This window comes from Paenibacillus sp. BIHB 4019, assembly GCF_002741035.1.
Taxonomy (GTDB): Bacteria; Bacillota; Bacilli; order Paenibacillales; family Paenibacillaceae; genus Pristimantibacillus.
Genome location: NZ_CP016808.1, coordinates 6,619,315 through 6,634,091 on the forward strand (window position 1 = coordinate 6,619,315; position 14,777 = coordinate 6,634,091).

Consider the following 14,777-nt stretch of genomic DNA (forward strand, 5'->3'; position numbering starts at 1 on the left):
ACCTGTTAAAGTTAAAGGTAGTGAATTCGGCCTAATTACACCCAGCTTGTTACAACTAACGACAAAATTTACTCTTTATCCCTAGATTATAAGTCACAAATCTTCAATTGTTTGTCGCTTTTTGTCACATCATTAAAATATTCCTTATGAACGTAATCTGCTATCCCCACTCCTTTTCACCTATCTCATTCTTTTTCGTAAAGTTTCAGCTAAACTAATAGTTCTCTCAAAAAAGCACAAAAAGGCCCTTATGCCTCAACACTACAGGCAATAAGGGCCTTCCTTCTAATCTTTTTGAATCATACTTTCTGATTTGTTACAGCTTAAACCCAACCGTCACAATCTCACAAGGACCAACCGCCAAGGCTGCACCCTGCTCCGCGCTCACTTCGATTGCTTCTCCAGCACGCTCCAACACGTCGCTCTTATAAAGCTGCTTGAACGCATCAGCGTTGCCGCCGCCAAAGCCTGCATCCGACAAGCTAAGCTCTGCTACCTGCTGCTTCATATTAAACCAGCGAAGCACAGCATCACCAGACTGCTGGCTTACTTTCAGCGAGGAGAACGCAATGCTGTCGCCTTCCCAAGCAAGCAAGCCCCCAACTGGTGCAAGCACGCCTGCATGAACCGCTGTCTGGCTCGCCGTCCAAGGCACTTGGAACTGATAAGCCTGCGCATAAGCGCCTGATGAAGCGCCATCGCCGTTATGCGGAATGATCGACAAACGGAAGCTTTGCTCGCCCAGACACTGGGCTTCTGGTGTCGGGAATACGCCCCAGTCGCCAAGCTCGGAAACTGAACGAAGCAGCGTAACGGCAATCGTATTGCGGCCATCGCGCAGCACTTCGTATTCATTCAAGCCAAGGTTCGCTACAACAAGGCCGCCCTGCTCGCCGCTCACATCAACAAAAGCTTGCTGATGCTGCGTATTGCTCGGATTTTCCCACTCGGCCGAAGGCTCATTGTCACGCACAGCTACTTCAAAAATCGAATCCACATGATGAACCGCTGTCTCTACATCCGTCGGGAACAATACGCGCACGCGATGATCCTTCGCCTGATTATTGAACGAAGCTTGTAAGTCTAGGCTTCTGGAGCTGCTGGAAAGCGCAATAACCGTCTTAATCGTCAACGGTACCATGTCCGCAACACGCTGTGCTTTGCGCTCAGGGTAATAAACAGCCTCCTGCTTCTCGATCTCAAACGTTTCATCGGCAGAAGCCGGAACCGCCCATTCATGCACGATTTCATAAGCAGTACGGTAAGCGCTTTGCTCCACCAGACGAATCGCTGCTTTCACGCCTTGCGTCGTAATCGCCTGCTCGCCATCCGGCTGCTTGTACATATATTCATTGCCGATATCGCCTGTGTTCTCATACACGCCAAGACCGCGATACACTAGACCGCTCTGCTTGTCCGTCAAATCGAACGAGCCATCTTCACCGATGGCGACATGCAGCCATTCATTTTCCAGCACGACCGAATCCGCACGCTGAGCCGCTGCAACCGCAGCCGCTTCGCCTGCTGGTGCTGCAGCTTCTCCAGCGCCATTGCGAACCCATGCATAAGACGACAGTCCAAGCGCTGGCACGTTCACCGCATCAAACGTCAGCTTAACTCGGCGGCACATATAAGGCTGGCGGAACTTGTCATCCGGCAAGTCGTACCCAAATTGCAGCCCCAAATCCTCCACAGAGCAAGCAACCGCTTCGCCGTTATGATCGACAAGCACTCTTCCAGTAACATCGACGGCATTCATCCGGCGATTGACTTCTGGAAGCGGCAAGCCTTCGCGGAAGTACAGACGCTCGACATCAAGCTCGATTTCAACAACGCCGCTGCGAGCCCAGCCTGTCGTGTTATAAACAACGAACGGCAGCGCAGCTTCGCCATACGAAGCAAATACCGATGTATCCACCGCTTCGGCAATCGCCTGCGTGCTATCGGTAACGATTGTTTCAGCGACATGGCGGCTCTTGTCAAAACGAGTAACCATCTCGCGGTGAACCTCATCCACACTGCAGCCGCAAATGCTGTCATGCGGATGGTTTTGCATTAGTGTTTTCCACGCATACGTAAACAAATGATGCGGGTATTCCTGTCCAAGCTTGTGCGCAATCGTCGCAAGCGGCTCCGCTACCTTTTCGAGCATCGCTTGGCCAAGCTGATTCATTTGCTTCAAATAAACACGAGCCGAAGCCGTGTTCACAAGCGTAGACCAGCCATCCGTACGTTGGCTGCGCAGCTCGCCCTTCACGACCGAAAGCTCGCGGTCAAGTCCGCTGTTTACCGCTGCCAAATAATCCTCAAAGTTGGAGTGGATAAAATCCGTATCCGGATACAGCTTTCTTGCTGTCGCCAGCGCCGCAGACAGATCCTGCTGAATAGGCTGATGATCACAGCCGTTCATGAACAGCAGCTCGCCAGTAGCCGCATATTTCTCGGCTTCCTCCAGCTTTTTGTCCCAATAGATCTTCGCCTCTTGCTCGTCTACCGGAACCTCCATGCCGTTGCAATACCAGTTGGCAAAAAGAATACCCAACACGCGCGAGCCGTCAGGACCTTCCCATTGCAGCTCGGAGAATGAGGACTCATAGCCCGTATCCGCTACTGTATTGTTAAAGCCCGTCGGCTTCACGCCTCTGCCAAATACCGCATTATCAATGCCTGCTTGACGCAAAATTTGCGGCGCCTGGCCGATGTTGCCGAAGGTATCCGGGAAATAGCCGACCTTCGCAATGATGCCGTAACGGCTCGCATCCTGATGGCCGAGCTGCAAATTGCGCAAATTCGCTTCGCTGCTCGTCAGGAAGGCATCCTGCAAAATGTACCAAGGGCCGATCGGAATACGTCCTTCTTTAATATATTTTTCAAGGCGTTCCCGATTTTCCGGGCGAACCTGCAAATAATCTTCGAGAATGATCGTCTGGCCGTCCAAATAAAAGCTTTTGAAATCGGGGTCCGTATCCAGCGTATGAAGCAGCGTATCCATCAGTTTAACGAGGAGCACATGATGCTTCTCATACGGCAAATACCATTCGCGATCCCAATGTGTGTGGGAAATAATGTGGGCCTTTCTTTTAGAAGCCATTACTGCGCACCTCTTCTTTCTTCATGTTGATCGGGCAGCGTAACCGCTACCTCTACTTGATGCGGGCGATAGACGGCGAGCAGCTTGCCGCTTGCATCCGTTGCGAACAGCACAGAGCGTTCCTTTTCCAGTGAAAAAGCGTACCGCCCCTCCGTCGCCGGGTCTTGCACTTCAATTCTCGCGTCGAATCCGGATTCGGATACGAATACGAATAGCGCGCCGCTCTTAAATGTAAGCTTGCGCCCATAAACGCCAGGCAACTGGCCGCCTTGCAGCCAATTCAGCTCCTGCTCGCAGCCTGCCGAGTCAAGCGCATAGCGATACAGCTCCTTAATCGGCTCCGTACGCTCGTTCAGCTCCAGCGGCAGCGGGCTCCATAACAGGCGTCCCTTGCCTACGGTCAGCTCAACCAGTTGGTCGCCATCATTCGCTGCTCGATGAACAGCGGAAGCATCAACGGCAGCCGCTTCACTCGAAGCAGCACTGCTAATCGGAACCTCTTTCCATACTTCGGCTATCCGGCGATTGCCATATGAAACAGGGAAAGTGGCTTCGCCAATGCGCAGCTGTTCCTCGCGCTGCACATTGCGCAGCTCCGCCCTGCCAAGCAGCCCAGAGCAGCGATCGCTCGCTTTCCAGTAAGCGTCCAAGCTTATTGGTCCCATCCATAATAACGTAACGCCCGCTCGCTCTACAAGTGCAATAAGGCGACCAAATGCCGCATCATCTAAGTTATGCGCACTCGGCACAATGAGCAGCTTCGGCGGATTCGCCTCCAGCTCCTGCAGATGATATTCCGATGCGCCGCGGAATGGCGTATTTAGCTCATAAGCCAGTACCCGCGTCGCGCGCGTTGTCGCATCAAACGCCAGCTTGCGATTGGAGAAATCGTTGGAATACGGGAACAATACCGCCGTATTCTCCAGCTGGCGATCCTCGAATAAGTCCCGAATTTGCTCCATAAAGCTGCCAAAATCATACGATACATCCGCTTCCGGCTTTTCCGTTCCATCTGCTCGCAGCGCGCCGATATGCGATTCATTGGCATTGTCCATATAGAAGTTCGTATTCCAAATCCACTGCACTGCCCCAGCTCCGCCTGTCGCAAAAGCATACGCATATTTGCGCTCCAGCAGGCTGTGAAGCTCAGCTTCCGAACGCTTCGCTCTGCCATCTGGCGTCTCCACATACATAATGCCGGTTTCCTGAACGACATTTGGTTTGTTTGCTGTTTTGGCAAACAAGCTGTCCCACACGAGATTGTCGTTGAGCCACCAGGAGTGGACTGTCGTATAATCAGCGGCTTCCTCGTAGAAAAAGGGCGAAGGACGCTGTGCGCCAAGCGCCTCATCCTGGCCGACCGTTACCATATGGTTCGGACATTCGTCTTTAATCGCCTCATACAATTGCTTCGCCCAGCGATTGTGCATGTCCATCGAGAACAGCACATAATCGAGCCAGCGCGTGCCATTTTTCCCTTGGTGCATATCCTGCACATCGAAGTTGATTTCTTCCGGCTCTGGCGGTACAGCCGCTTCATAGCTAGGCAGCTGCTCCGGGGACATATTCCACAGCTCTTGAAGCTGTGCAAGCGATCCATGGCGCTTTTTCAGCCAAGCGGTATAGGCCTTCTGTTCAAAAGGGTCGCGCGCTGAACGAGGTCCATTCGAGAAAATGCGCGGCGGATCAAACATCGATGGCTCATTGATCAAATCCCAGTCGACATTCATCGTCTGCTTGTGGCGGGAAACGATCGCGCGCACGAAGCGCTTCTGCGCCTCGACGCTGCGCGGATCGAGATAAGGGTTTAACCCTTCCCACGTTTCCGGCGTAAAGGAGAAGAAGGTAAAGGTTACCTGCAAGCCATGACGTTTTGCCGTCAGCAGAAAAGCATCAATCGAACGCAGCGCCTCTTCTGACGCATGCCCATCCACCTGCATCACATTGCGGTACGCGGTCCAAATGCCCGTGCGAATCCAGTTGATGCCCGCTTTGCGCATTTGCGCCATGTCGCGGTCCCATACTGAAGCATTCGGCAGAAACAGAAATTTCCGCGCCACGTCCGACGTCATATACGTCATGCCGACTACAGGCAGCGGACGCCCATCCTTCTGAAAATAATCCCGTCCGCTCGTCACCGGGCTTCCCTGAGCAAGCAGCTCCTGGTCAAAGCCCCAGAAGCCTTGGCGCAAAATCCGCACCTCGCCCAAAGTCGATTCTGCTCGGCACACAACCCTATAGTAGCCGCTTTGCAGCTCAAGCGGCACGGGCAGCCTTAATATCTGCTGCTGCTTGCCTGCCCTCTGCTGCAAGCGGTATGCCCATTTCTGCTGCGAGTTTTCATGCTCGACCGTTATAGCAAAATCCCACTCCGCGGCTGGGTACAAGTCAGCCTGTCCAACACTAGCCGCTTGCTGCCTTGGAGCAGCCTCATTATCAGCTGGCTGGAGCTTTGTCTCCTCAAATGCCGAAACCTCGCCGCACTCAAGCTCGCGGCGAAGCTGCTGCACCTGCAGCGTCAGCATCGCCCGCTCGCCAGGCTCGAAGGAAGCATAGTTCGGCTTCAGCCACAGCTCTGTTACGCCAGCGGCACAAAAAGCGGCCCAACGGCCCAGCTCGGCTGCTCCGCCTTCCTGCCAGAACGCATTCGTCAGCGGCTGGTTAACGAACAGCCAGCGTGCGCCAGCGAATGCTCCCTTCGTATTCTCCCACAGCACCACAGGCGCTGCTACCTCGCGCCCTGTGGCGGAAATGCCTTTCAGCAGCGGATAAATATGCGCGTCCATCGGCCCGGCAGAGCCCATTTGATGCGGCAAATCGCTGCTTTTTGTCACATGCGGCACCAGATTCCAGGTTGGCGTCACACTAAACAGCGCTTCCCTGCCTGCCAGCAGAGGAAGATCCTCCGCGGCTGCAAGCGCAGCTATCGGAGCAGCGGCCACTGGCAGCATTTCATGAATATGAAGCTCGCGGTGATAGGCTGTCTGCTCCGACTCTACCAGCCACTCGCCTGCCTCGCCGCGGCGAACGGGGCGCTTGAACGGCGCGCCGCCCAAGCTGATCAAGCTGCCGCCGCGCCGCAAATAGCCGATAATCGCGCTCCATGCTTGTTTTGGAAAATAAGGGGCGTGCATATTAATGAAGCAGCCTTCTTCCGCAGTACCAAGCGCTTCCGCAAGCTCGTCTGCCCGGACAACGCGGCCTGCTCCTGCGAGCAGACCATCTAACTGGGCAGAAGGTTCCAAGGCTATCGGGAAGGACGAATCATAAAAAATGATGGCATGGCGCTTGCTCATAGCAGTCCATCCTTCATCGCCCGATAAACGAGCTGCGAGAACAAGCTGTTCGACCAAGCGAACCATTTCCGCGTGAATATGGCTGGATCGTCCGAATGGAAGCCTTCATGCATAAAGCCGGTATCGGCATCAGTTGCTTCCAGCATGGCAATCATGGCCAGCTTTTCCTCGTCGTTATCCGCAGTAATACCCTGCATCGAAAGCGCCATATGCCAAATATAGCCTGGCGGCGTATGCGGGCTTCCGATGCCTTTGGCGATTTTCCCTTCATAATAAAAAGGATTTTCTTTGCTCAGCGCGAATTTGCGCGTGTTTTGGTAAATTGGATCATCAGCGGTCGTGTAGCCCAAATAAGTAATCGAGAGCAAGCCCGGCGTTCCAGCGTCATCCATCAGGCAATAGTTGCCGAATCCGTCCGTCTCATAAGCATAAATAGGGCCAAACTCCGGGTGACGGTAAATGCCATACAGCTGAATGCCATGCTCGACATCATCTTCAAGCTGCTTAAGCTCCTTCACAAAGTCCATATCGCGGAATACCCACTCGGCCATCTCTCTCATCTGCCGCAGCGTTACAACCGCAAACATGTTCGCCGGAATGTTGTAGTGGAAGTCGCAAGCGTCGTCGCTTGGGCGGAAGCCCGACCAGATCATTCCGGTATAATTGACCGGCATGCCCATTCCGCTATTGCGCAGCGAATCGGTAGGAATGCCATTGTCCCTTACAAAACGGTAAGGGGAAAGCTCGAAGTGGCGCTGCTCGGTTTTCCACAGCTCCACAATGCGGCGCATCGCTGCCTTAAAGCCCGAGTCAAAAATATCGGTCAGCTCTGTCTCTTTCCAATACGCATAAGCTAGGCGCATCGAGAAGCAGATCGAATCCAGCTCGAACTTGCGCTCCCATACCCAAGGCGACATGTCCGTCTCATCCGTCGTATTCCAATGCCAGTCATTGGCCGACTCATTAAAGGCATTCGCATAAGGATCAATCTGAATATTGGCCATATGGCGCTTGATCAAGCCGCTAATGATACGCTGCAGCTCCACATCATTTTTCGCCAGCGGCACATAATGAATGACCTGCTCGACCGAGTCGCGCAGCCACATCGCGGGAATATCTCCCGTAATGATGAAGGTTGTGCCATCATCCATTTTTTTCGTCGTCGTTTCCAGTGTGTTAGGAAAGCAGTTTTTGAACAGCTGAAGCAGCTTCGGGCGGTGCGCCAGCTTCTGCTCGGCTTCTTGCAATACCTCTTGAACCGCTTGCGGCAGAGCAAGCTCTGGCAGCGGGATTTTTGGCAATCTGAATTGTTCCATGGTGGGTGTAGCTCCTTTGACTATTATTTATTCCTTAACAGCGCCTACCGTCAAACCTTGAATGAAATAACGTTGGAAGAACGGGTAAGCGAATACGATCGGTCCGGTTGCCAGCACAACCATCGCCATCCGCGATGTATCCTGCGGCATCGATTGCAGGACGCCTACGCTTAGCGACGCATTTTGTGAGTTTTTCATAATAAACTGCATGCTGTTCTCAATCCGCATTAGCATCGATTGCAGCGGCACCAAATTTGGCGAATCAATGTACAAGAGCGCATTAAACCAGTCATTCCAATAGCCTAGTGTACAGAACAGGCCAATGGTCGCAAGACCTGGCAGCGATAATGGCAGAACAAGGCGGAAGAAGATGCCGAACTCGCCCGCGCCGTCGATTTTGCCTGATTCAATAATCGCATCCGGCACCATCGTCGAGAAAAATGTCCGCAAAATCATAATATAAAAGGCATTGACCGCAAGCGGCAAAATGAGTGCCCACAAGGAATCCTTCAGCCCCAGCAGCTGCGTCATGACGATATAAGTAGGTACAAGACCGCCATTAAACAGCATCGTGAAGAAGGCAAAGAAGGCGAAAAAGTTGCGATATTTAAAGTTGCGCCGTGATATCGCATAGGCAAACAATGCTGAGCATACGACACCGATAATCGTGCCTACAATTGTAATCGTAATCGTCACGCCATAGGAGCGGAGCAGTTGGTCGCCTGCCTTGAATAAATAGCGGTAAGCTTCCACACTCCATTTCTCCGGAATAATCTGATAGCCATTGCTTGCCAGCGTCGCCTCATCCGTGAAGGAAATAATCGTCACGAACAGGAAAGGAAATACGCATAACAAGGCAAAAATACCGGCCACGGCATGAAAAATAAAATTCCACGCTGGCGAGAGCTTATGAAAATCACGGCTCTTAATCGTTCCAACAGACACAGCCGTTTCCCCCTTTTGTTTTGGACTTCTGTTCCGAGAAAATTTGTTAAGCAAGGTTGCTGACGTCCATCCTAAAACAATGCGTTGTCTTTATTGAACTTGCGTACAATGCCATTGGATGTAATAACAAGAATGAAGCCGATAATCGACTGGTACAAGCCGGCAGCCGTCGTCATGCCAATTTCTCCCGTCGATTTAAGCCCGCGGTAAACATAAGTGTCAATAACGTTCGTCACGCTGTAGAGCGTACCCGAATCGCGCGGCACTTGGAAAAAGAGGCCAAAATCGGCATAGAAAATTTTCCCGATCGCCAGCAGCGTCAGAATCGTCATAAGCGGCATCAGCATCGGAAGCGTCACATTGCGAATTTGCTGCCATTTGTTGGCCCCGTCAATCATCGCCGCTTCATAAAGCGACTTGTCGATCCCCATAATAGCGGCCAAATAGATGACGCTGTTATAGCCGACCGATTTCCATAGGAAGACGACGACAATCATAACCGGCCAATAACCCGGGCTCGAATACCAGTTTACCGGGTCCATGCCCAGCATCTCGGCGATTTGGTTGAACACCCCTCTGTCCAAGCTCAGAAAGCTGTAGACGAAGTAGCCTACGATAACCCACGATAGAAAATAAGGCAAAAACATGCCCGTTTGATAAAGCTTGGCGAGCCGCTTGTTCGTAATTTCGGCAAGCATAATCGCCATCGCTACCGCAATGACAAGGCCCAGCACAATAAACACGACATTGTACAGCACCGTATTGCGGGTAATGATATAGGCGTCATTCGTGCTAAACAGAAACTTGAAGTTTTGAAAGCCGACCCATTTGCTCTCGATAATGCTGGACAGAAAGCCGTTACGGCTGTAGCGGTATTCCTTGAAGGCAATAATCATGCCCGCCATCGGCAGGTAGGAAAATAGAATAAACCAGGCTGTAGCTGGAAGCACCATTAGCAGCATAGCGGTATTTTTGTTCATATCCTTGAAAAAACGTCCTATAGCTCCCACTTTCTTCACCTCTTCGCAGTCGGATTAATGAGAGAAGGCATGAAGCGAATACGATCCATTCGCCCCACGCCTTCCGCTTTACTTGCCGTTCGCGGCTCTCCACTCATCAAGCTGGCGCTGCGCTTCCTCAATAATTTTATCCAGGCCTGCCGCTTTAAACTTCTCATTGGCACGCGGCAAATAAACTTCAGGGTCAACCGTACCGGTCATTAGAGCTGCCCAGTACTCTTCTTTTACGTTTTGTACGGAAGCAATTTCGGTTGTCACTTTCGATGTATCAAAGTTGAAGCCAAGCAGCGGGGCTACTGTACCCGCATCATTAAATTTCTTGAACTCTTCCCATTTGTTCGTCGGATCTGTCGTATTCAAATACGTAATCATCAGATTGCCGAGCGAGAAGGTTGGCATATCGTAGTTTTTCGACTCGTCCAAATTGTCCATGACGGTGTCGCTTACTTTTTTGTAATGCACGCCTTCAATACCGGAATCGATCATATTGCGCAGGACAGGGTCCGTATTAAGCAGGTTTAGGAACTCCATCGCTTTTTCTGGGTAAGCCGAGTTAGCCGAAATAGCTTGCATCGAGCCCATAACCGACCAGTTGTAAATGAGCGCATCGCTCGCTGGCGTCGATACAACCGGGTAGCCGTAGCTTGCCGACCATAGATTGTCCGCGAATGGCTGCGAAGTGGCACGGTCTGCAAACCATTTGCCCGTCGTTTGCGCATCCGTCATGGAATCCATCGTTGCGGCTTCCGTCGGAATGTAGCCTGCTTTGTAATATTTGTGCATCGTGCCGAGAATTTGCTTCATCTCTGGCGTGTCGAGCACGTTTACGATTTTGTAATCTGTCGTGTCCAGTGCAACCGCCATTGGCAGCTTCTCAATAATGTAGTCATACTTCACATACGGCATTTGGTTCTTATCTACCGCAAGCGCGTATACGTCTGGTTCATTTTCTTTAATCGTTTTCAGCAGCGGCTCCAGGCTTTCCAGCGTGTACACGCCGGACATGTCCAGCTTGTACTTGTCGAGCAGCTGTTTATTGAAGCGCCATACTTCCTGTGCTGGCAATTCTTTATTGGCAGGGATGCCGTAATTGTGGCCATCCACCTTCGAGCCTTCCAGGAAAGCCGGGTCCAATGCGCTAACGATGCCTTGGCCTTTCTCCTTCAGCAAATCGTCGATTTGCAGGAAAGCGCCTTTTCTCGCATTTTGCACATAATCAAATGCCCATGACGCTGTGAACATAATGTCAACCGGATCGCCGGACGCTGTCATGACTTGCAGCTTCTGAGCGTAATCGCCCCAGTCCACCATATTCATTTTAATCGTAACGCCAATTTTCTCAGCCGTGTATTTGCTCACCTCGGCCATAACTTTATCTACATCTTTTTGCGGCGTGCCAATGGTGTACCAGATGAGTTCAACCGGCTTTTCAGCTGTTCCCTCTTCACCGCTGCTTTCGTTTTTACTTCCGCAAGCGCCAAGCACAAGCGATGCAACCATCAGCAAGGCAAGCAGCGGCATAAATCTTTTTCTCTTGTTACTCATTATGTTTCCTCCCCAAACTATGTTCTGTACTCTATGTTTTAAATTAACGGATGCGGCTATTTTCATATAGACCACAAACTAAAGGTATGATGTACAAATTAAAGAAAAAAACTACTCCATCCAGCGATTAGAGTAGTCCTTTGTATTCCGTCGGGGAAATTCCGACGTATTTCTTAAATTGTTTGTAGAAATAGCCTGTCTCCCAATAACCGACGGTTGCTGCAATTTCCTGCACCTTGAGCTGCGTCTCCTTCAGCAGCTGCTGGGCTTTGCCAATACGGTATTTATTAATATATTCGGTGAACGTTTCATTCGTTTCCTTCTGGAACAGATGTCCGAGGTAAACCGGATGAATATTATATTGCTGGCTCAGCAGCTTAAGCGACAACGGCTGGGCGTAATGCTCATGCACCTCGCTCAGCACCAGTTGAATGACCGGGCTTTTCACATCCTTCAGCAGCGATTCCACCGTCAAAGTCGCCGCTTCCTTCACAACCGCCATCAGTCCGTCAATCGAAGGAAGCTGCATAATTTTCGTGAAGCCCGCCTCATAAAGCTCCGGCTGATCGGCTTGCTTGATTTCCTTGAGCTCCATCTTGAAGCGGATCATCAGCTCAATCGCCATGCTTTGCATAAAAGCAGGGGTAATGCCCTCCCTGGCGTGGCAGCGCTCGAATTCGGCCTCAATGGCCTCATGCAGCTTCTCTACATCCCTTCCCTTAATCAGCTTCGCAAAGGTTGGCCAATCGAGCGGTGCAGCGGCCTCATTCGCCGTCCCCGGCGGCCCTGCCTGCACAAGCAAATCGTAATCCAATATTTCAGGGTCATCATATAGCAGAAAATATTCCTGCGCTTTCTTCGCATTCGCATAGCTGCGCGGTGCTTCTTCCCCCATCGGTTCAGCGCTGCCGATGGAGAGGCGCATGGCGCTATGTGCCAGCTTCGGCTGCATGCCGCGCAGCTTCTCTATCGCCTCGCGCTTGCCCGTCTCTGGCTCATCGAGCATAAATACGATGACCAAGTCGCCATCGATATCGACAAACGGCAGCATCGATGGGTCTTGCACAGCCAATCGCTCAGCCGCTTCATACGCTGGCGAGGCCGTCTCGTCCGTCCGCACTACAGCGGTTACCACATAGGGCCGGTCAAGACTGAGCTGCAATAATTCCATTCTCTCCTGCAGCTCACTGGGCGCAATGCGTCCCGTCAACCAGCGATACAATATATTATCGCGCAATATACGAATATCGTATTCGCTGAACAACCGATCCGCCTTGCTTGCATTCAGCTTGTCAATCGTGCCGGCGAGCGTTTCCTGCAGCTCGTCGAGATTAATCGGCTTGAGCAAATAATTTTCAACGCCAAGCTTGAGACCCTCTTTTATATAATCGAATTCATTATAGCCGCTTAAAATAATAACTTTAAGATCCGGGCGAAATTTACGCGCTTCCCGAATGAGGGCGAGGCCATCCATCGTCGGCATTGAAATATCTGTCAGCAAGATGTCTGCGGGCAGATCCATTAAAGCCGCCAGTGCCTCCTGGCCATTTTCCGCGCTGCCGACGATTTCCAGGCCGAAGGCCGACCAGTCAATAATGTCATATAGCCCATCAATAATGAACGGTTCATCATCCACAATGAATACTCTATACATGCTCTGCCTCCTTGTCATAGGGAAAGGACAGCGTGACCGTCGTCCCCTCCCCTTCTTTGCTGTCGATATCGAGCCCGTATTCGCTTCCGTAGAGCAATTGCAGCCGCTCATGCACGCTTCTAAGCCCGAAAGAGCCGCCTCCGGCTTCCTCTGGCAGCGCCAGACTTTGCCTGATTTCTTCCAGGCGCTTGCTGCTGATGCCGCTGCCGTTATCGGCAATCGTCACCCAAATGCGCTCCTCCTTGCGCCGCACCTCCAATTGAACTTCATTATCCATGCTGCGCGGCCGCAGGCCATGTACGACATAATTTTCAATAAGCGGCTGGAGCGCCATCCGCATCACCTGTTTGTCGCCGAGCCCCTCCTCGCAGCTGATCGCAAAGGAAAGCCTGTCTTTATAGCGAATGCGAAACAGCTCCAAATAAAGGCGCGCCGTTTCCAGCTCATCCTTTAAGGTGTTGCTTCCCTTCGGCTGCACAAAGCTCTTGAACAGCACCGACAAGCTGTAAATCATCTCTCCCACATCCTTCGCCCCTTGCGAGACGGCCCGCATGCGAATAACCTCCAGCGTATTATATAGAAAATGCGGATTGACCCGCGCCTGCAAAGCCGCAAGCTCCGTATGCTTTTGCTTGATTTCCGCCTTGTACACCGTGTCGATATGGCGGCTCAGCTCATCGAGCATATCATTGAAGCTGCGCGAAATTTGCCCCAGCTCATCGCCCCGGTCATCCTGGATACGCGCGGTAAGCTCGCCGCTTTCCACCTTGCGCATGAAGCGAATAATTTTATTCGTCCGTTTGGCAAAATTGACGACGGCTAGCGTCGGCACCAGCAGTACGACGGCAATGCAAAGCGCGCTGATCAGCATAATCATCTGCTTCAGCCCGTGGGCCGCTGCCGCGACCTCGGCCTTCGGCGCGACACCGACGACGATAAAACCCGCCTGATTTTGCGTCAGCGTCGTGACATAAGACTCCTGCTCCAGCATCGCCGTTCCATAGAGCGTGTCCAGCTTATCCATATAGGGATATATTTTTCCATAGTACGTATCCGAGGAATCAAACAGCACTTCCCCAGCCGGGTTCAGTACAACAATGTAGCCTTTTAGCTGGCCCTCATAATTTTTCAGCGCCTGCCTAATTTGATCCGATTTATAGTAGACGAGCAATTGGCCTAGCCCCTTCAGCGTCTGCTTGTCATTAATCGGGAGCCGAAAGGCATACAGCTCGGGATCACTTTGCTCAATGGCGCGCCGCACCCAAATATTTGGAACGGACACACGGGTGTCTTCCTGTGCCATCGCATCGGGAATATAGGAGCGCGAGGCGTTGGACGAAATCAGCTTCGTGACATGATTTTTCTTATACACATATAAAAACTGCCGATTGGAGCTATACAGCAGCAAATTTTCGATATCCGGGTCGTCTTCCAGCTTATTATCAAAATAGTCGAGCCCTTTCGGCAAACTTGTACTCGTCTCATCGATATTTTGGTCGAGCCTGAATTTCATATAGTCATCGAAGGGATTTTGCAAAAAATAAGATAAGTTCAGCGACAGCGGCTCATTGCGGTATACATCCACCATCATCGACTGGACAGAATCATATTTGCGGGTCATATAGCTGTTTACGCTGTCCATCGCTTTTTTCTGGTTTTCCAGCTCATTGCGGACGATCGATTGCGACATAAAATCATACATAAAATAGGCGAAGGTGACAATCGTCCCCGTCGTAATCAAAACAAACAGCAAAATCATTTTCATAAACAGATTATTTCTGACGTATTGGTCGTACAGCCGTTGCAGCTTCAATAGCAGGCTCCCTCCTTGCGCAGCACTTGAGGAGCCTGCACATGCATTATAAGTTATTACTATACTCTGAGTTGCAAGAAATCGACAAGTACCCGGGT

8 protein-coding genes are annotated in these 14,777 nt (G+C 51.5%); all 8 read right to left on the reverse strand.

Annotation, left to right across the window (positions count from 1 at the left end; genetic code table 11):
- Positions 1 to 316: 316 nt before the first annotated feature.
- Complete coding sequence (locus tag BBD42_RS28790; protein WP_099520950.1) at positions 317 to 3,091, reverse strand: alpha-mannosidase; 2,775 nt, start codon at positions 3,089 to 3,091, stop codon at positions 317 to 319.
- Positions 3,091 to 6,387 carry a beta-galactosidase gene (locus tag BBD42_RS28795; RefSeq protein WP_099520951.1) on the reverse strand — a complete coding sequence of 1,099 codons (3,297 nt, stop codon included), beginning with the start codon at positions 6,385 to 6,387 and terminating at the stop codon, positions 3,091 to 3,093. The genes BBD42_RS28790 and BBD42_RS28795 overlap by 1 nt, the downstream gene beginning before the upstream one ends.
- The gene (locus BBD42_RS28800; protein ID WP_099520952.1) at positions 6,384 to 7,703 is read right to left on the reverse strand and encodes a glycoside hydrolase family 125 protein; all 1,320 of its coding nucleotides are present in this window, start codon (positions 7,701 to 7,703) and stop codon (positions 6,384 to 6,386) included. Before BBD42_RS28800 ends, BBD42_RS28795 begins: the two co-directional genes overlap by 4 nt.
- A gap of 27 nt (positions 7,704 to 7,730) precedes the next feature.
- Complete coding sequence (locus BBD42_RS28805) at positions 7,731 to 8,648, reverse strand: carbohydrate ABC transporter permease (RefSeq protein ID WP_056041728.1); 918 nt, start codon at positions 8,646 to 8,648, stop codon at positions 7,731 to 7,733.
- Positions 8,649 to 8,719: 71 nt separating this feature from the next.
- Entirely contained in the window at positions 8,720 to 9,628 is a 909-nt protein-coding gene (locus BBD42_RS28810; protein ID WP_056042068.1) for an ABC transporter permease, read from the reverse strand.
- 108 nt (positions 9,629 to 9,736) lie between these two features.
- Positions 9,737 to 11,212 carry an ABC transporter substrate-binding protein gene (locus BBD42_RS28815; protein WP_056041730.1) on the reverse strand — a complete coding sequence of 492 codons (1,476 nt, stop codon included), beginning with the start codon at positions 11,210 to 11,212 and terminating at the stop codon, positions 9,737 to 9,739.
- Between the two features lie 127 nt (positions 11,213 to 11,339).
- Positions 11,340 to 12,866: a response regulator transcription factor gene (locus BBD42_RS28820; protein ID WP_099520953.1), complete on the reverse strand. Its 1,527-nt coding sequence runs from the start codon at positions 12,864 to 12,866 to the stop codon at positions 11,340 to 11,342.
- Positions 12,859 to 14,679, reverse strand: coding sequence for a sensor histidine kinase (locus BBD42_RS28825; protein ID WP_099520954.1), 1,821 nt, complete (start codon positions 14,677 to 14,679; stop codon positions 12,859 to 12,861). The genes BBD42_RS28820 and BBD42_RS28825 overlap by 8 nt, the downstream gene beginning before the upstream one ends.
- Between the last annotated feature and the right edge of the window lie 98 nt (positions 14,680 to 14,777).